General features: G+C 46.5%; 18 protein-coding genes. 14 read left to right on the top strand and 4 right to left on the bottom strand.

Features of this window, described 5'->3' with window-relative positions:
- Positions 1-26: 26 nt before the first annotated feature.
- Entirely contained in the window at positions 27-311 is a 285-nt protein-coding gene (locus QUB06_RS15635; RefSeq protein ID WP_333436037.1) for a type II toxin-antitoxin system mRNA interferase toxin, RelE/StbE family, read from the bottom strand.
- On the bottom strand, positions 308-535 hold the full coding sequence (locus QUB06_RS15630) for a hypothetical protein (RefSeq protein ID WP_333429534.1): 228 nt from the start codon (positions 533-535) through the stop codon (positions 308-310). Before QUB06_RS15630 ends, QUB06_RS15635 begins: the two co-directional genes overlap by 4 nt.
- Positions 536-648: 113 nt before the next feature.
- On the opposite strand from QUB06_RS15630, the gene QUB06_RS15625 reads away from it, so the two are divergent.
- Positions 649-840: a DUF433 domain-containing protein gene (locus QUB06_RS15625; RefSeq protein ID WP_333436036.1), complete on the top strand. Its 192-nt coding sequence runs from the start codon at positions 649-651 to the stop codon at positions 838-840.
- Positions 841-890: 50 nt separating this feature from the next.
- Here QUB06_RS15625 and cysS read toward each other — a convergent pair whose 3' ends face one another.
- Complete coding sequence (cysS, locus tag QUB06_RS15620) at positions 891-2447, bottom strand: cysteine--tRNA ligase (RefSeq protein ID WP_333436035.1); 1557 nt, start codon at positions 2445-2447, stop codon at positions 891-893.
- Between the two features lie 96 nt (positions 2448-2543).
- Positions 2544-2666 carry a hypothetical protein gene (locus tag QUB06_RS15615; RefSeq protein WP_333436034.1) on the bottom strand — a complete coding sequence of 41 codons (123 nt, stop codon included), beginning with the start codon at positions 2664-2666 and terminating at the stop codon, positions 2544-2546.
- Between the two features lie 203 nt (positions 2667-2869).
- Here QUB06_RS15615 and QUB06_RS15610 point away from each other — a divergent pair, with 203 nt between their 5' ends.
- The 13 genes from QUB06_RS15610 to QUB06_RS15550 all read left to right on the top strand — a co-directional run bounded on the left by QUB06_RS15610 (position 2870) and on the right by QUB06_RS15550 (position 19446).
- Positions 2870-3145: a hypothetical protein gene (locus tag QUB06_RS15610; protein ID WP_333436033.1), complete on the top strand. Its 276-nt coding sequence runs from the start codon at positions 2870-2872 to the stop codon at positions 3143-3145.
- A gap of 85 nt (positions 3146-3230) precedes the next feature.
- Complete coding sequence (locus QUB06_RS15605; RefSeq protein ID WP_333436032.1) at positions 3231-4625, top strand: DUF4912 domain-containing protein; 1395 nt, start codon at positions 3231-3233, stop codon at positions 4623-4625.
- A gap of 363 nt (positions 4626-4988) precedes the next feature.
- A complete protein-coding gene (locus QUB06_RS15600) occupies positions 4989-5123 on the top strand; it encodes a hypothetical protein (RefSeq protein WP_333436031.1) in 135 nt (44 codons plus the stop codon).
- A 181-nt stretch (positions 5124-5304) separates the two neighbouring features.
- Positions 5305-6621, top strand: a complete 1317-nt coding sequence (locus QUB06_RS15595) for an ABC transporter substrate-binding protein (protein ID WP_333436030.1) — start codon at positions 5305-5307, stop codon at positions 6619-6621.
- A 224-nt stretch (positions 6622-6845) separates the two neighbouring features.
- Positions 6846-7754, top strand: coding sequence for a sugar ABC transporter permease (locus QUB06_RS15590; protein WP_333436029.1), 909 nt, complete (start codon positions 6846-6848; stop codon positions 7752-7754).
- A gap of 71 nt (positions 7755-7825) precedes the next feature.
- Positions 7826-8689: a carbohydrate ABC transporter permease gene (locus tag QUB06_RS15585; RefSeq protein WP_333436028.1), complete on the top strand. Its 864-nt coding sequence runs from the start codon at positions 7826-7828 to the stop codon at positions 8687-8689.
- 146 nt (positions 8690-8835) lie between these two features.
- Positions 8836-9918, top strand: coding sequence for an ABC transporter ATP-binding protein (locus tag QUB06_RS15580; RefSeq protein WP_333436027.1), 1083 nt, complete (start codon positions 8836-8838; stop codon positions 9916-9918).
- 333 nt (positions 9919-10251) lie between these two features.
- On the top strand, positions 10252-10602 hold the full coding sequence (locus QUB06_RS15575) for a hypothetical protein (protein ID WP_333436026.1): 351 nt from the start codon (positions 10252-10254) through the stop codon (positions 10600-10602).
- A gap of 370 nt (positions 10603-10972) precedes the next feature.
- The gene (locus tag QUB06_RS15570) at positions 10973-11410 is read left to right on the top strand and encodes a DUF3574 domain-containing protein (RefSeq protein ID WP_333436025.1); all 438 of its coding nucleotides are present in this window, start codon (positions 10973-10975) and stop codon (positions 11408-11410) included.
- A 162-nt stretch (positions 11411-11572) separates the two neighbouring features.
- On the top strand, positions 11573-11776 hold the full coding sequence (locus QUB06_RS15565; protein ID WP_333436024.1) for a hypothetical protein: 204 nt from the start codon (positions 11573-11575) through the stop codon (positions 11774-11776).
- Positions 11777-12107: 331 nt separating this feature from the next.
- Entirely contained in the window at positions 12108-12617 is a 510-nt protein-coding gene (locus tag QUB06_RS15560; protein WP_333436023.1) for a hypothetical protein, read from the top strand.
- Positions 12618-12836: 219 nt separating this feature from the next.
- Positions 12837-14861 carry an ABC transporter ATP-binding protein gene (locus QUB06_RS15555; RefSeq protein ID WP_333436022.1) on the top strand — a complete coding sequence of 675 codons (2025 nt, stop codon included), beginning with the start codon at positions 12837-12839 and terminating at the stop codon, positions 14859-14861.
- 634 nt (positions 14862-15495) lie between these two features.
- Positions 15496-19446: a GAF domain-containing protein gene (locus tag QUB06_RS15550; protein WP_333436021.1), complete on the top strand. Its 3951-nt coding sequence runs from the start codon at positions 15496-15498 to the stop codon at positions 19444-19446.
- Positions 19447-19492 lie beyond the last annotated feature (46 nt).

The raw sequence follows: 19492 nt of genomic DNA, 5'->3' as shown, positions 1-19492 counted from the left end.
TTGTTATCTAATAATAACTGACACAGTTAATAGACCTCATCATGTGTCCCGATGTCGAGTAAAACAATGACTTCACTATTTGTTTCCGTATCCTCTTCTATCGAGAACACAATCCGACAATTATAGCCGCAAGAGCAGGACTGAAGACCATCAAGTTTGCCACCTAGTTTATGAGTACCTAGGTTGGGAAAAAATACATCTGCTTCCATTTGTTGAAGAGATTCTTCAATACGTTGCTGGAGGTCAGGATTTCGTTTGACAAACTTGCGAAATGCTCGTTTGAATTTGGGAGTCAGAACCAGTGGTCTCATGTTTCGGGCTCGTCCAAAGACTGGCGTAATGTTGAAATAACATCCTCGGCTGACTGCTGTCGGAATTTGCCTTTACGGAAATCAGCTAAGGTTTGTTGAGCATCCGCAGCTATTTCGGCGCGGATACTCTCGCGGTGACGGTTTTGCAGGATTTTTATCAGCATTTCCTGCTGTTCGTAGGACAGTTGCAAAGCAGTTTCTAGCACTTGGTCGAGGGTATTCATAGAGCTAGGCTATTACCTCTAAGGTTGAACAACTTGCGAAGTTTAGTAAATTGTATCGCTTATTCCAAGACTAGGCTAAACTTCAAGAAAAATGCACTAAACTAGGTCTTGTCATGAGCGATAGCAACATCATTACGATCGAACCAGGTAAACGCGGTGGAAAGCCTTGCATCAGGCGAATGCGAATTACCGTGTATGATGTGTTGGGCTGGCTGGCTGCGGGAATGTCTCAGGCAGAAATTCTGGACGATTTTCCAGAGTTGACGGAGGAAGACATTAGAGCGTGTTTAGAATTCGGCGGTTGAAACCGCTTCTTGTCAAACAAAGTCTGCCTCCGCAGACTATGAATTTAGTTTCAACTGCGATGCCAAATTGTTGTACCATCCTTTTGATCGATCAGAGTAATTCCCTTGTCCTTAAGTTCGTTGCGAATGCGATCGCCCTCAGCAAAATCCCTCGCTTTTCGGGCATCTTTCCGCTGCTGAATCATCACCTCAATTTCCCCATCACTCAAACCATCAACAGCATCACTGCTGTCACCTTCAGGCTGAACCTCTAAACCCAAAACCCCCGCCAAACTCACCAAAGTTACCCATTTTTGCTGCAACAATTCCGGCGAAATTTCTGTTTTGCCTTGATGCACTAAAACATTGCCTTCCTTGCCCAATTCCTTAGCCAATTCAAACAAAACCGTCACAGCGCCGGGAGTATTGAAATCATTGTCCATTGCTGATTGAAATTCCTGCACAGCTTTGCTATCCTGTCCTGTTTTCTCAACGTCCCAATTCAGTTGAGAACCGTAGCGGAGCCCAAACAGCAAACCTTCATTGATGGTATTCCAGCCATTTCGAGCGCTAGCGATCGCCTCTTCGGTAAAATCAATTTGACTGCGATACTGCGCCATCAACACAAACAGCCTCACCGCCATCGGTTCCACCGCTTTTGACTTCTCGCTTTCATTCTTACTCCCCCCCTGCGTAGGGGCGGTGCCCCCGTGCCCGCCCTGGGCTGCGGGGGGGTTAGATTCCAAATCACCCGACCAATTCCCCTCCAACAAATCGCGAATTGTAATAAAATTGTGCAAAGATTTCGACATCTTTTTGCCATTGACAGTCACAAAAGCATTGTGCATCCAATAATTAGCCAGAGACTTGCCAGTCGCGGCTTCAGATTGAGCAATTTCGTTTTCGTGATGCGGAAAAGTTAAATCGGAACCGCCGCAGTGAATGTCAATAGTTTCGCCCAAGCAATCGCGCACCATAGCCGAACATTCAATGTGCCATCCGGGGCGACCTTTTCCCCAAGATGAATCCCAAGCAGGTTCTCCCGGTTTAGCGCTTTTCCACAGGGCAAAATCAGAGGAATCTTGCTTTTTTTGAGCTTCTATTTCTGCGGTTTCCAATCTACCGCTAGCCCCGGCTTGCATTTCTTCTAACTTGCGGCCCGAAAGTTTTCCGTAATCGGCAAACTGCCTCACGTTGTAGTAAACGTCGCCGCCGGAAGCATAGGCATAACCTTTATTTTCTAATTCGTGAATCAGCCGTTTAATGCCGTCCATTGTATGGGTGGCGCGGGGATATTCATCAGCCCTGAGAATATTCAGCTTGTCCATATCTACGAAATATTCCTCGATGAAGCGTTCCGCCACGGCTTCCATTGTTGAATTTGTTTCGCGGGCGCGATCGAGAATTTTGTCGTCAATATCTGTAAAATTCTGCACGTAGCGCACATCGTATCCCCGCCACATCAGATAACGCCGCACCATGTCCCAAACAATATAAGCGCGGGCGTGGCCGACGTGGCAGTAATCGTATACCGTAACGCCGCAGCAATACATCCGCACCTTTCCTGGTTCGAGGGGCTCAAAAGGTGATTCGCGACGGGTCAAGCTGTTGTAAAGCGTTAGAGTCATTCGATTTTAGATTTTAGATTTTAGATTTTACAAGATTTACGCAGAACCTCTATGTGTAGGGTGTGCAGGGCCCACCTTATCTGTATCAGTAGCGCGTCAAACCATTTTTGCGTTCAGGAATGTTGGTTTGTAGTTGCGATCGCCCGTTAGCGAAGCTTGCACAAGAGTATCGCCCAACTGCCAGCCTACCAAATTTTGTACTAAATCTCCTCTATCCATAGTACCGCCCTGGCCGACTCAATCTCACATCTAATTCATGTCAGGGAATGTTGACAATTGTTTCCCTGACGATCCCCACCCACGCCTTATTGTCAAGATTCCCTGACAATATGATCCCCAAACTCACGAAAATGCGTATAACTACCCAGGATTGAGGCAAAAGACCCCTTGACCCGATCGCAAGTTGTCTGCAACATTGAGTCATGACAAAACGATCCCAAAGAAATGGTTGGATTAAGCAGCCCTGGGAGTCGAATAGCGCGTGTGCTGCCAGCACAGCGTTGCTAGCAGCACCGATCGCACTCACAAAATCGATCTTGTCAATCAAGAATCGACAGATAAAGCTTTATTTAGATCGAACGGTGCGCGCAGAAGCCAATAAGTCCAAACCCCCGATCGCATGGGGAAAAGACAAGCTAAAAACAAGCAAGGCTTCAAAGGTTGGAGAGATTTGGAAGCTCGATAATATGTGGATTTAAAAGAGTTTCTAACTCAAAAAGTCAACACATTTGTGTTGAAACGAAAAATCTAACCCGCCATCCCAAATTAGTGGAGAACAAACTCATGGCAAAAGAACGCCCACCATTAGAAGAGATGACTTTGCGACAACTCCGCAGAGTTGCTAGCGAATGTGGAGTCTCTCGCTACAGCCGGATGCGGAAATCGCAACTTCTGGCATCAATTCAAGAAATTCAGCGCACCAAATTTTCATACAGTCCATCTCGCAAACTAGAGGCACAAGAAGCAGTGGAAGCAGCAAAGTTTGAACTCGGTCAAGAAGATAGAACCGGTGGTTCTTTGTCGTCTGTAGATGAAGGTTTAGCAGATTTGCCCAACGGCTACGGCGAAAGCCGGGTTGTTTTAATGCCCCGCGACCCTGAATGGGCCTACACTTACTGGGACATTCCCAACGATCGCAAAGAAGAATTGCGTCGCCAAGGAGGACAGCAACTAGCCCTGCGGATCTACGACGTTACAGATGTTAACCTCGACACTCAAAGCCCGCACAGCATTCAAGAATATCCCTGCGACGAACTGGCGCGGGAATGGTATGTGCCAATCCCCGTCAGCGATCGGGATTATGCGATCGACATCGGCTACCGTTGTGCAGATGGCCGCTGGCTGGTATTAGCTCGATCGGCCGAAGTCCGCGTTCCTCCCGTCTATCCCAGCGACTGGATTGAAGATCAATTCATCACCCTCGACTGGGAAGAAGAATTGCAGGGCAAAACCTTCGCGGAACTGGTTCCTCCGGCCAAGAAACTCGCAAAAGCAGTCAATGGCAATGGTTACAGCACCAGCAACGCCATCTACGAACAAATCTTCGGCATGGCAGAATCTGCAGAATCCCTGCGCGTAGCGGGTTCTGTCTTCGGTTCCATGCAGCACGTCGCCGGTTCCGTCCAGCAAGTCGGCATCCACGAACAAGCTCTCAGTTCCTACGTGTTCCCCTCCGGCGTCGGAATGTGGGCTGCTCCCACCATGTCCGGCCTCACCGCGTCGGGTGTCGGTATGTCCGGCCTCACCGCGTCGGGTGTCGGTATGTCCGGCCTCACCATGTCGGGTGTCGGTATGTCCGGCCTCACCATGTCGGGTGTCGGTATGTCCGGTCTCACCATGTCAGGTTTCGGTATGTCCGGTGTCGGTATGTCGGGAGTTGGCTTCGCCGCCCCGATGCGCCCCCGCCAGTTCTGGTTAGTTGCTGATGCCGAACTGATCGTCTACGGCGCCACCGAGCCCGACGCTACCGTCTACGTAGGCGGACAGCCGATTAAACTCAATGCTGACGGCACTTTCCGCTTCCAGATGTCCTTCCAAGACGGCTTAATCGACTATCCGATTTTTGCAGTAGCAGCAGACGGCGAACAAAACCGCGCCATCCACTTGAAATTCAACCGCGAAACCCCAGAACGGCGCACCAATACCAAGCAGGATGCTGTTGTGGAATGGTTGGGCTAATTGCAAAGGTCGATCGATCAACGGGCGATGATGCAGGTTTGTGCCAATTTTTTAACCATCACAAGCCATAGCCTCAGCCGAGCCTGATTTGTTAAGGTTAATCCCAGACAACAACCCATAACACCCCCTATACACCGTTCTCCTGTTTTGAGGAGCGGTGTTTTTTGTATTTAGGACTTACTTAGAAACCGGGTTTTTATAGTAGAATAGCTCGTCGATCGGGCGAGCAAAAAAAGTTATACCCACTCTTAAAAGTAGGGATAAATATAGATGGGATGCCAGCATCTGTAGGGACTTAGGCTGGGTATAAGTCCCTACTTTGATATTGCACAATTCTCAATTACTTGTTTAGGAACAGGCAAGATGCCTGTTCCACAAGAGATGAATTTCATTGTGGAACAGGCATCTTGCCTGTTCTTGACAATGGTGCAAGATGTGAGTTTCATCCGATTGACAACTGCTATATTAGACAATTTCTCAATATCTCTCTATAGATAGATGTCTACTTAACTCCCCTTCGACAAACTTAAATCAAAATTTGTACTCTTCACTCAAGGATTATTAAGTAAGCTAAAGTTTACTTAAACTTTTATTGCACAAACTCGGTAAATCCAGCGAAACAAAAGAAAGCGAGTTATGAGAGAAAGAAGGCGATCGCACCGCCATTTCTCAAAAGCAAATGCAAAAAATAAATTCCCTGCTGCAACGAAGCCAGAAGCGTCCCCGTCTTTTAGCCTTATTCGCTGCCACATTAGCCGCCGTCTTACTTTTATTTATTCTGCCGGCACTGACTCAACAGCCAGTCGTGATCACCATGTTAATGCAAGGCCAAGACATTACAAACTGGAGACCCTTTGTCAAAGAATTTGAACAGAAAAACCCCGACATTCGCATCAACCTCATAGAAGGGCCTTTTGACACAAACCTCATAGAAAATCTTTACACATCTGCCTTTCTTTTAGGCGAATCGCCCTACGACATCATCAACATGGATATTGTCTGGGTTCCCAAATTTGCAGCCGCAGGTTGGGTAAGGGATTTGACAGACAAAATTCCCCCGGAACAACTTTCCAAATTCATCCAAGGAAACGTCGAAGGCGGGCGGTATCGGGGCAAACTTTACCGAATCCCCCACGCTTCCGATGCCGGAATGCTTTACTACCGCAAAGACATTTTAGAACAAGCGAAAATTCCAGCGCCAAAAACCTTTGAAGAGATGGTAAAAATATCTCAAAACTTGCAAAAACAGGGAAAAGCAACTTGGGGTTATCTGTGGCAAGGTAAACAATACGAGGGAGTATCTGCGATGTTTGTCGAGGTGCTCTCAGGTTTCGGTGGCTTCTGGGCAAACCCTCAAACTTTTGAGGTTGGGTTAGATAAACCCGAGGCAATTAAAGCAGTGGAATTTCTCAAAAAAACGATCGCCTCTGGCATTTCTCCTCCGGGTGTCACCACCTACGGCGAAGAAGAAACCCGGCTGTTGTTTCAAAACGGCAAAGCACTGTTTTTGCGAAACTGGCCGTATGTTTGGAAGCTGGCAAATGCCGAAGGATCGAATGTTAGAGGCAAAATTGCGATCGAGCCAATGCTCAGCAGTGCCGGTCAAACAGGCGGTTCCTGCTTGGGCGGCTGGGGCTGGGGAATTGCCAAAACCTCAAAACATCCAGAACAAGCCTGGAAAGCAATTCAGTATCTTACCAGCGAGGAAACCCAGCGCAAATTTATTTTAGAAACCGGTTTAATTCCCAGTTACAAATCCCTATTTACCAACAAAGAAATAGTCGCCAAATATCCCCACTATCCGCAACTGCTAAAAGTGGTGGAACGGCCAGCTTTGCGCCCCCCCCTGGCACAATACGCTCAAGCTTCTGATATTTTGCAGCGTTATTTGAGTTCAGCTTTTACTGGGAGAATGAGTGCAGAACAAGCAATGAAAGCTGCCGCTAGCGAAACTCGCAATTTATTAGGCAGTTTGAAACAACCCAAAGCTTCGTAAATTGGACATCTTGCCTCTGTCAGAAACAGGCAAGATGCCTGTTCCACAAAGAGTTAGAAACAGGCAAGATGCCTGTTCCACAAAGAGTGAATTTTTTTATTGTGGGGAGTAGGGGTTGGGCATCTTGCCCGCCCGAACAGGCAAGATGCCTGTTCCACAAAAAGTTAATTCAATTGTGCGCCGTTGCTCCTCGCCCGCCCAAAAATAAACTAAAGGTGAACAAGATGCAATTAGACAAGATGCGACAGCGCGAACAAAAAACCGGATGGATATTAGTAGCACCAGCTTTGATAATTCTGATGCTAGTATTTGCTTACCCCATATTGCGTGCTTTTTGGCTGAGTTTATTCACCCAAAACCTCGGTACTGAATTAAAACTGGTTTTTTCCGGTTTTGCTAACTACAGTCGAATGTTAGGCGACGGGCGTTTCTGGCAAACTTTAGGCAACACCACAGTATTTACAGTCGCCTCTGTGGTGCTGGAATTAATTCTCGGTATGGGCATTGCCTTAGTCTTAAATCAATCTTTCGTAGGGCGTGGCATTGTTCGCACAATTTCCCTACTACCTTGGGCGCTACCGACTGCATTGATGGGAGTAGCTTGGGCGTGGATTTTTAACGACCAATACGGCGTAATTAACGACATTTTGAGGCGATTGGGATTGATTCAAAATAGCATTAGCTGGCTGGGAGATCCGACTTTAGCAATGATGGCAGTGATTACAGCGGATGTCTGGAAAACCACGCCCTTTGTCAGCTTGCTTTTGCTAGCGGGATTGCAATCAATTCCCGGTGATTTGTACGAAGCCCACGCGATTGACGGCGCCAGTAGCTGGCAGAGTTTCCGTCAAGTTACTGTGCCCCTGTTGATGCCCCAAATTGTGATTGCTATGCTGTTTAGATTTGCCCAAGCTTTCGGCATTTTTGACTTGATTCAGGTGATGACGGGAGGGGGGCCGGCGGGGGCAACGGAGACGGTTTCTATCTACATTTACAGCACGGTAATGAGGTATTTAGACTTTGGGTACGGGGCGGCTTTGGTGGTGTGTACTTTTTTGCTGTTAGTGGCAGCAGTTGCGATCGCCGCTTACGTGTTATCGAGAGCCCGCACCAATGCAGCCGGAGGAAACTAGGACGATTTTAGATTGGGGATTTTAGATTTTAGATAACCCACAGTTGCACATTTATTTGATTGGTATAAATTATGTCGATCGCCCGCGAACAACCCACCAAAAAAACCTTTAACATCCGGCAATTAATCTTGCCAATTTCAGCGCTCTTAATTGTCGCATATTTCCTCGCACCTATTATCTGGCAGGTGCTAACTTCTTTTAAAGTAAATGCAGATATTTCAGCGATTCCCAACGTCTACATTCCCAAACGAATTACTTTCGAGCATTACCTGTCGCTCTTCCAGCGCCGCCCGTTTGCACTTTACATTTTAAATAGCGCTTTTGTTTCCATTACTTCAACATTGCTGTGTTTAGCAGTAGGCGCTCCTGCAGCTTACGCTTTAGCCCGGTTGCGGCTGTGGGGCGAGAGAATCATCCTGGCAACTGTGACGATTGTAACGCTATTTCCGGCGGTGCTGCTATTTTTGGGACTGTTGGAAATTGTCAAAGCTTTGAATTTAGGCAATAATTATTTAGCATTAATTATTCCTTACACTGCGATCAATCTGCCGCTGACAATATTGGTAATGCGGAGTTTCTTTCAACAATTACCAAAAGATTTGGAAGATGCAGCCAAAGTTGACGGATACAACACTTTCCAAATGTTGTGGCAAATCGTGCTACCGATGACATTTCCGGCGTTAGTCACAACGGGAATTTTGACATTTATTTCAGCTTGGAACGAGTTTATTTTTGCACTAACCTTTATGACTCGCGAATCTCTAAAAACAATCCCCGTCGCCACGGCTCAACTCAGCGGGGTGTCAGTATTTGAGATTCCTTATGGCCCGATCGCCGCAGCTACCGTTTTGGGAACTTTGCCCTTGGTTTTGCTGGTTTTAGTGTTCCAGCGGCGCATTGTTCAGGGTTTAACTGCAGGGGCTGTAAAAGGATAAATAGATTTTAGATTTTAGATTTTAGATTTTAGATTGAACTGGTTCCTAGGCTGTGCCTGGAAACGAGTCAAACAACACAGTCAACAATCAACAGTCAACAGTCAACAGTCAACAGTCAACAGTCAACAGTCAACACTTTAAAAATCATGGCAAAACTGCAACTAAAAAACCTCAATAAAACCTACAGCCCTAAAGTAGTTCCCGTAAAAGACATTAGTTTGGATGTCAGCGAAGGGGAATTTCTGACTTTGCTGGGGCCGTCGGGGTGTGGAAAATCTACGACTCTCAGGTTAATTGCAGGGTTGGAACAGCCGACTAGAGGCGAGATTAGAATTGGCGATCGCGATGTCACTTATCTCAGGCCGGGCGATCGCGATATTGCAATGGTTTTTCAAAGTTACGCGCTGTATCCGCACATGACAGTATACGAGAATATGGCATCGAGCCTCAAACTTCGCAAAATCTCATCCAGCGAAATCAATCGGTTAGTGACTGAAGTTGCAACATCCCTCGGATTGACGGAATTAATCGATCGCAAACCAGGAAAACTATCAGGCGGACAGCGGCAGCGAGTCGCCCTCGGTCGCGCATTAGTGCGCCAACCGGAAGTATTTTTGCTTGACGAACCTTTGAGCAATCTCGACGCATTATTACGGGAAAAAGTTAGGGCAGAACTCAAACAATTGTTTTCCTCCCAAAAAGCTCCTGTAGTTTACGTAACTCACGACCAAACCGAAGCAATGACCCTTTCTACGAAAGTCGCAGTTCTCAACAGCGGCAGCGTGCAGCAGCTAGATCCGCCACACTTAATTTATACCCGTCCTGCAAATCAGTTTGTAGCCGGTTTTGTGGGCAGCCCGCAAATGAATTTGCTCGTGCTTAAATGCCAGGGCAATTTTGCTCAGTTGGGCGATTTTCGAGTTCGACTACCAGATATGCCGACTGTGCCGCCAGAAATTGTGTTGGGAATTCGCCCGGAACACGTCGGCTTTGCAGATGCAGAGGCCGGCAAGATGGCGGCCCCAGAGGCAATTAAAGGTGAGGTTTTTTTAGTGGAAAACTTGGGAATGCAAAATTTAGTTAGCGTCCGAGTTAAAGGTTTGGAGCCAGTAACGGTGCGGGCTTTGCTGCCAAATGACCGCCACTGGAATTCAGAAATTGTAGAGCTGGTTTTTGGGCCTCAGTTGCTGCACTGGTTTGACGTGAAGACGGGCGATCGCTTGCAATAAGAATATGCGCTGCATAGCATCATTGATTAAAAATTCTCTAACCCTGTGCTGAAAAATATTGTTTTTACTTCTAACTAAGTTATGACTTTAGTTAGAGGTAGAACTCTTTGGCTGCTGTTAACGTGATAATCATGTGTGAAAAAACTAATTGGCTGACACATAGGTGGCGTGTTTACCAGATTTAATCGCTAACCTATAACTCTATTTATCTGGTTAATAGCAAGTTGAAGCTAAATTGGCTTCCCCTCGCGTTAGCTGCTGATTTTGGAGCCAGTCTATTAGATGAAAAAATGTTCAAAAATATCACCAATAAACTTAGGGAGTATGACCCAGATGAATTTGATTTCCACAGCCATTGCTCGCATCAGTTCCCTGCTTAAGGGCTTTCAAATCAAGAGTTTTTTGAGTGTTGTCCTAGTCGGTTTTCTGCTGCTAACAACAAATGTTGATTCGGGGCGCAGTAACCAACTTTTTGGCGGGCAAGCCAGCTCAAAGGCTGATCTAAACAATTCTGAAAGACCCCAAACAACGCGGGAATGGAGGCAAGAAGCTCGCGAAACCTCAGACTCTCCGGGCGAACGAGTTCAGAAGATTGGGCAAGAGGCAGGAGCAGCCGTGAAAGAATTCGGGGAGATGTACCAAGACACTGCTAAGAGAAGTGTCCGCGAATTAAAGGATAACTAGCTCCGCCTAAAAAAATATAACACTGAGAAACCTGATTGCTTTAAGGGCGCAGCCAAGAGTGCTCGCCCTTCCCGCTTTCTCAACACCTGAAAAGTTTGACGTTTAAATAGGTTTAGCTACTTAATACAACAGACGCAATCAAGTAGGCGAGCATAAATAAACTAGAACAGACGCTCAAAAACCCAGTTTCTCAGGTGAAACTGGGTTTTTGAGTTGGAAGTATTTTATGTTAAATTAAATCAAATTCGCGTTAAAAACCCGTTGATCAGACTTGGCGGTTAAAACTGAGATATTGCAGTCTTCTCAATCAGCATTTCAAGGGCACGCTAGAAACAACGGCCCACAATATAGAATTTCCGCGTAATTCCTGATGAATAAACATCTTAACAGTCTTTGCTTGACCTGCCTGCTGTTCATCCTGCCTGTTTGTCCTGCGACAATTGCCCACGCTCAACTTCCCGAAACTTCGGAGACTAATGCCAAGCAAACAAATCTCCTCAAAGATGAACTGTATTTTGGCTTAACAAAACCTGGAGGCGAGACCATTTCTGAATCCGAATGGCAGGAGTTTGTCAAGGCGGTTATTACCCCTCGCTTTCGGGAAGGGCTAACCGTATTAGAGGGCTCCGGGCAGTTTCTCAACAGTTCTGGAATTCTGATTAGAGAAAACTCTAAAATAGTTATTTTAATTTATGAAAGTAGTCCGGCAAAGAATCAAGCTATTCATGAAATTATCGAAACTTACAAGCACACTTTCCAGCAGGAGTCAGTGTTGCGGGCAACCAGCGAAGTTAAGGTTTCTTTCTGATCCGGTCATCGAATCAGCGTATTTATGATATTATTTGTGGTAATCAAGGTCATACCCTCAAAGATACGTAGGGTGCGGGTGCAAGAAAAATCATAATTTGTGGGTATCGATCGCACACTGCAAAAAATCGTTATAAAAACCTGCCCGGGAGAAAACAAAAACATGATGAACGACGGCAACCAAAAAGCTGAAGCGCCTGAAAGCGAGGATGCACAAAATTTGTCCGGCATGGCGAAAGCTTTTATTGTGAACGTGGCTTGGTCTTACGCAGAGGCATTGGAGCGAATGAAACGATCGCGAAATCCACAGGAACCCGCGCCGGAATCTCCGACAGAACAAGTCGAACCCGATACTGAAAAAAATTAATGAAAGACTATTAATGCGATCGATTTGCCAAACTATCTGGGAGTGCGCTCGAACGCAATAGCCAATTAGCTGTTTTGAGTGAAGAACAATCTACTCAGAACAGCGAACTGTGCAGCTTAAGCCGAATTTGTATTGGATTTTACAATAAAAAAAAACTGAAAGCCCCGTGACGCTTCAACAAGCTCAGGAAAAGCTTTAGTCGGGGGATGACAACTGCGTTGCAGGTTGGAACCGCAACCTATATCTATCCGTAAAAGGGATTTAAACTAAATAAAGTACGGTTTTACCGCTACAGTGTACAAAACAAATAACCAATTTTTAGATCGGTCTCATGTCTAATTCAAAAATGATTGGTAAAGCGATCGCAGGTAGCCTTTGCTTGGGCATCCTCATTAGCTTCAACGCCTCAGTCGGCCCAGCATCCGCAGCAGCACCAATAATTGCCCAAGAAACAGTAGCCCCGGCCGCTAGCAGCATCGACCAGCAACTCCTAGGCCAATGGCAAGGCACAGCCTCAGGTCAGTCTTTCACCTTCATCTTTGCCCCAGAAGGCAAATTGTTTATGATGGCTAAAGGCCCCGACGGAGCCGCCCGCGCCAAAGAAATGAGGTACAAAGTTAATCTCGGTGAAAAACCGATGCACATTGATGTCGGGCTCAGCAGCACACAAACCGTTGAGACTGTTTTTGAGTTGACTCCCGAAGGTCAAATGCGCCTTCAGTTGGAAGGCACCAATCCCGGACAGGCGAGACCTAATTCCTTAAACGAACAGGCAACCGTGTTTAAAAAGGTCTCCGAGGCCACTGCACTGCCTGCTGACACTCAAATCATCGGTTTTTGAGGAAAATTGCAGGCAGAAGGCTCTCCTGTAGTTCTGAGTTTTGAGTTTTAATTTATAAACAATTTAAAATTCAAAACTCATCCACAGCGAAGCGTTGCGAGGAATGTTAGCTTTCGCCATCTGTTATGCAAAGCAACCTTAAAATTTTCCCACTGCCTTCTGCCTTCCACAGGCCCTGCTACAATCCACTTAATCTCCATTTAACTGCCATAGACCTCCATGAGTGAAACCGTCCTAGAAGTTCGCAACCTGCGGGTTCAATTTCAATCTACAGACGCAGGCGATGCGTCTGCAACCGTCAAAGCGGTTGACGGCATTTCCTTTGAGGTCAAGCGAGGGCAAACTCTGGGCATCGTGGGAGAGTCGGGGTCGGGAAAATCGGTAACATCCCTCGCTGTTATGGGTTTGCTTTCGAGTTCGTCAACGAAAATCGATGGCGAAATTTGGTTTTATTCGACAAAAGACGGCGCTAGCAATGGGCCTGTGAATCTGCTGGAAATGCCGGACAGGGAAAAACAAACATACCGGGGCAGCCAGATTGCGACGATTTTTCAAGAGCCGATGAGTTCGCTAAATCCCGTTTATACGATCGGATTTCAACTCACAGAAGCTATTTGTTTGCACCAACAGGTGTCGCAGACAGAAGCGCGGCGCCAAGCTGCTTCTCTGCTGCAAGAGGTGAAGCTGCTACCGGGCGACGATGAGCTCAGGCAGCGGTGTTTGGCTTTGCGGCAAGAAGCGGTTCGGGAGGACGATCGCGATTTGATGCAGCTCGTCAACGGCCAAAAACAAGCTATGCTCGATCGCTATCCCCACGAACTCTCAGGCGGTCAAATCCAGCGCGTGATGATTGCAATGGCCATTTCTTGCAATCCGACTTTATTAATTGCTGATGAACCTACCACGGCTTTGGACGTAACCGTGCAGGCAACAATCTTAGCTTTGCTGCGGGAGTTGCGGGACTCTAGAGGCATGGCAATGATTTTTATTACCCACGATTTGGGCGTCATTGCTGAAATTGGCGATACGGTGGCGGTGATGTACCGAGGCAAGATTGTTGAGTGCGGTGCGATCGAACAAATTTTCAGCAATCCCCAACATCCTTACACAAAAGGTTTATTAGCTTGCCGCCCAACTCTCGATCGGCAAAGGCGCCGCTTGCCGACAGTTTCCGATTTTATGGATGTCACCACAAATGCTAGCGGCGAATTAGTAATTGTCGAGAAAAATGCCGATTTAGACGGCGACAACAGCGGGGGAAATCCCGCTTTTGCAACAGGAAAACCGCCTCGGCTGCCGAATATTTCCGGCCCTTTGCTAGCTGTTAATAACTTGCGCGTCGGTTTTCCGGTTCAGGGGATGTTTGGCGAAACCAAACGCTTGTTTATGGCGGTAAACGATATTTCTTTTGAGGTTTATCCGGGCGAGACTTTGGGTTTGGTGGGCGAGTCTGGCTGCGGCAAATCAACTTTGGCGAGAGCTTTGCTGCAATTAATTCCGATCGCTAGCGGTAAAGTGTTTTTTGAAGGTCAAGAAATTACGCCTCCTGCGAAAAGTAGTTCGGCCTCGCAGTGGATGGCTAATTATCGGATGAAAAAAGAGTACGATCGCAAATTGCGGTGGCTGCGGCGCGATCTGCAAATTATTTTTCAAGACCCTTTTAGTTCTCTCGATCCGCGCCTAAATGTTGGGGATGCGGTGATGGAACCGATGGTGATTCACCGCTTTGGTAAGAACCAGAAAGAACAGCGCGATCGCGCGGCTTATTTGTTGGAGAGAGTGGGTTTAAACCCCGATTTTATGCGACGCTACCCTCACGAGTTTTCGGGCGGACAGCGGCAGAGAATTTGTATTGCTAGAGCTTTGGCTTTGAATCCTAAGTTTATTATTTGCGATGAGTCGGTTTCGGCATTAGATGTGTCGGTGCAGGCGCAAGTTTTAAATTTGCTGAAGGAGTTGCAAACAGAGTTTGGACTGACTTATATTTTTATTTCTCACGATTTGAGCGTGGTCAAGTTTATGAGCGATCGCGCGATCGTCATGAACAAAGGTAAAATCGAAGAAATTGGCACTGCCGAGCGCATTTACCGCCAACCGCAGCAAGCTTACACGCGGCAACTCATAGCTTCTATTCCTGCGGGGAATTTGGAGCGAATTCGGCAACAGCAATTAGGTCGCAAATCTGCTTTGGGTGCTGTGGCGCCTTGGCCCCCATCGCCTGCTGATGAATCACAACAAAATTGATATCTAGTGTTTTAAACTCGTATCAATTACCAATTGCCAGTTACCAATTACCAATTAGCCCTTACGCGCGAACATAGGAGTGCAACGAAAAACTGCTACCAATATTTTTGTCATTTTATCTTCAGAAATCCGCAGTTTATCTTTATTTTAACTTCATAATTTATTGTCAAATTCAACCTGCTTGAACTTGACTAATATTCCGGGTTGTTCAACCCACAGCCAGGGCGATCCACGCAGTATTTTCCTACATCAAACCCGGTTCTTCCTGGACGAAAAAAGTGGTATAACACGCTACTATAACGCGGTAAGCTGCTTCAGCCTAACCCTACATAATTAGGTTCTGCGTCCAGGATTAGCTAGATTAGGCCAAATGTCCAATGACTAACAGCAATATGTAGCGTAGTATTATAGATAAACTCTCTCTCTGAGTCGGAAAAAGTAGAAAATGCCCACCCCAGCTAAAAAGAGATTGCTCCCTAATTCCGTAAATACACTTAATTATATGGTCGGTTTGCGTAGATTTACGCAAATTTTAAACCGCTAGATTTCGCAAGCTAGGAAAGTTTAACAATATTTAAACAGCTTTATTGTAATTTTGGCTCACCGCACGTAAAACGGGATCAAAAGTAAAAAAATGAAATCTTCTGTTCGTATCGAAGAATCAAAAAGCACTAAATTATCGAACTTACTGCACGTGTTGTGGACAAAAATTACGGCAGCAGTCACCCGAATAGAAAAGGCAGAAGGCAGCAAGGAGTATGAAAAAAAAATTAGCGTAGGGACGATCGCCCCTGGCAATGTATTCTCAATTTTGATAATTGTACTGCTTGTCTTAAACGGGTGGCTCGTAGCTGGCAGCGCTGATAATTTCTACGATAGCCCACTCGCCCTGGGATTTTTGGGAATAGCAAATATTGTCTTTTTGGGGGTATCGGCGCGCTCAAACGCCTCTTGGGCCCTAGCGGGCAACGATCGCCCATCCAGCGAGCCCAACGGGGGCGATCGCTTTTTTAGCCTCTCGCTAGATATGCTGTGCGTCCTTAGTTTTGACGGTTATGTAACACTCATCAACCCAGCAGCAGAAAAAATCCTCGGCTATGCCCCAGGAGAAATGATTGGCCAACTCTTCATTGAATTCGTGCATCCAGACGATCGCGAAATTACTTTAAAAGAAGCTGAAAGTATTGCTGCGGGGAAGAATACCGTTGGGTTTGAAAACCGCTGGCGCTGTCGCAACGGTTCTTACAAGTGGATAGCCTGGACTGCTACCCGTTTCTGCGAGGAAGAATTGATCTATGGTGTCGGCCGCGACATTACCGCTCAAAAACAAGCAGAAGCCGCGCTGCAAGATAGTCAGCGTTTTGTTGAGCGAATTGCCAATACGAGTCCGAATCTTCTCTTTGTTTACGATGAAAGCGAGCAGCGAAATGTCTACACCAACCGCGAGATCACTGACACCCTGGGCTATACGAGCGCCGAAGTTGAAAACATGGGCAGCAATCTACTGCCCACCATCATCCACCCTGACGACTTAGCTAAATTTCCCGGCTATTTTCAGCAATTAGAAAATGCTCCCGACGGCGAAGTTATTGAGTACGAATATCGGGTACGTGACAAAAAAGGCTGTTGGCGCTGGCTAGTCAGCCGGAATATTGTATTTAGCAGAACCGAGGAGGGAAAAATTAAGCAGCGTCTCGGTGCGGCTACGGACATTACAGAGCGCAAAATAGCAGAAGAAGCTTTAGCAGAACAATTGAAACTTTCTTTATTCACGGCAGATGTGGGAATTGTTCTAACTCAAAACCCGAGTTTGCGTACAACTTTGCAATATTGCGCCGATGCAGTTGTGCGCCATTTGGATGTTGCCTTTGCTCGGATTTGGACGTTAAATGAAGAGGGAAATGTATTGCAACTGCAAGCAAGCGCGGGGATATATACTCATATTGACGGCGCTCACAGCCGCATTGCTGTCGGCGAGTTCAAGATTGGTTTAATCGCCCTGGAGCGACAACCTCACATCACTAATTCTGTGCAAGAAGATCCTCGCATCAAGGACAAAAAATGGGCCTCACGAGAAGGAATGGTGGCTTTTGCTGGATATCCGCTAATTGTTGACAATCAGTTGCTGGGAGTAATAGCGATGTTTGCTCGCCAGGAGTTGAACGAATCAACGCTGATTGCTTTGGCATCAAGTGCCGATACGATCGCCCTGGGAATTAAGCGCAAACAAACAGAAGAAGCTCTCGCCAGACAAAAGCAAACTTTGAGGGCAATTATTGACAACGCTCCGATTTGGGTGTGGATGGCAAATGCTAGCGGGCGGATGTTATTAGTTAACAAAACTTTCTGCGAAGATGTGGGTATACCTGAATCAAGATTTTTAGCAGCCTCTCACTATTCCGAAGTTTTGGGCTTAGAACAATCTGCTAACTGCATGGCATCTGACGCGCAAGCGTGGAGCCAAGATATTCCATGTTATACGGAAGAAATTATAGAGCTTACTGATGGTGACTATCACCAGTTTGACACAATTAAAACTAAGGTCAAAGATGATTGTGGTAACGCGATCGGCTTAATCGGTTTGGGTTTGGACCTTACAAAACAAAAAGAAGCTCAAAGACAGTTGCAAAAGTCGGAAGCGAGATTCCGCAAATTAGCGGAGCAGGAAGCGCTGCTGAACCAGCTAGCTAGCAATATCCGCCAATCTCTGGATTTAGATACTATTTTGGCGACAACTGTGCAGCAAATTCGCGAGTTGCTCCTGCTCGATCGCTGTCAGTTTATCTGGTATTTACCCGACGCTTCGCCGCCGGTTTGGAATGTGAGATACGAGGCAAAGAATGCCGATTTGCCCTCGCGTTTGGGTTTATATCCTGTCGAGCCAACTGCTTCTATCGCTGATCGGATTGCCAATTTGGAAATAATTCAGATCGACGATGTTGAGGCATTAACCGATCCAGCCGAACGGGAATTTTTAATGTCTGTAGGGCTCAATTCTCTGCTGGACATTCCCCTTCAAACACAGTCAGGTCAAATTGGCGCGATCCTCTGCGGTTCTTGCAGCGGGGTGCGGCTGTGGAGAGACGAAGAAGTGGAACTGTTAATGGCAGTAGGAACTCAATTGGCGATCGCCATTAATCAAGCCGAACTTTACGAAAAATCTCGCCTCGCCGCCGCCGAATCAAAAGCAGCAGCAATGCAGCAAAAATTGCTCAACCAGCTAGGCAGTCAAATCCGCGCTTCTCTAGATTTAGATACTATCTTGGCAACAACTGTGCGGCAAATTCGCGACTTGCTGCAACTCGATCGCTGCCTGTTTATGTGGTATACGCCCGATGCCGAGACGCCCGCTTGGGATATCGTCCATGAAGCTAAAAATGATGACTTGCTCTCGCTTTTGGGTTATTACCCTGCTGAGGTAACGGGGACGCTGGCGCAAAAGATAGCTAATTTGGAAATGTATCAAATAGATGATGTGGCAACTTTCAGCGATCCAGTAGAAAGGGAATTCTTTTTGCAGGTGGGTTACAAGTCTGTCTTGGATGTGCCGGTTAAGAGTGCAGGGGGTTTAACTGGAGTTGTTGGCTGCACTTCTTGCCGCGAGGTGCACAGGTGGACAAAAGACGAAGTGGAGTTGCTATCGGCAATTTGCGATCAATTGTCGATCGCCATCAGTCAAGCGGAACTCTACACTAAAAGCGTTGATTCAGCCCGGATAGCGCAAGAACAAGCAGCCAAACTCGAAGTAACTCTGTGCGAACTTAAGCTTGCTCAAACTCAGCTCGTGCAGGCCGAAAAAATGTCTAGTCTCGGTCAGATGGTAGCAGGAATTGCCCACGAAATCAATAACCCGGTTAGCTTTATCTTCGGCAATCTTACCTACACAGAAGAATACGCCAGAAACTTGATGCAAGTGGTGCAAATGTATCGAGATGAATACCCGGAACCTTCTCCAGCGATCCAGGAGGAAATAGAAGTTTTAGAACTGGATTTTGTGCTAGAGGACTTGCCTAAAATGCTGTCTTCTATGCAGGTGGGAGCTACTCGCATCCGGGATATCGTGCGGAGTTTGCGGAATTTCTCTCGCCTTGATGAATCTGACATGAAAAAGGTTAACATTCACGAAGGCATCGACAGCACATTGATGATTTTAGAACACCGTCTGAAAGTTCAGCCAGATCGCCCCGCAATTCAACTCGTTAAAGAATACGGACAATTGCCACTGGTGGAGTGCTACGCCGGACTCTTGAATCAGGTGTTTATGAATATTATCGCTAACGCTATTGACGTTTTACAAGAATCGCTTGAAAATCCGGGAATTATCCGCATTCGTACAGAGTTAAAAGGTACTCTCGCTGTGATTAGAATTTCTGATAACGGTGCAGGTATCACCGATCAAGTCAAGCAGCGGATATTTGACCCATTCTATACTACAAAACGGGTCGGTTCAGGAACGGGGATGGGTTTAGCGATTTCCCATTCAATTATTGTCGAAAAACATAAAGGTGAAATTAAGTGTTTCTCTGTGGTGGGAAAAGGCACTGAATTTATAATCGAAATTCCGATTAAAAGGACAGAAACTTAAATGGGTTGGTCGGCAAAAATACTAAGGTGGGTCAGTTGGAAAAACC

The organism is Microcoleus sp. D2_18a_D3, from assembly GCF_036702455.1.
In the GTDB taxonomy this organism is placed as follows: Bacteria; Cyanobacteriota; Cyanobacteriia; order Cyanobacteriales; family Microcoleaceae; genus Microcoleus.
This window is presented reverse-complemented; position numbering and strand designations above follow the sequence as displayed.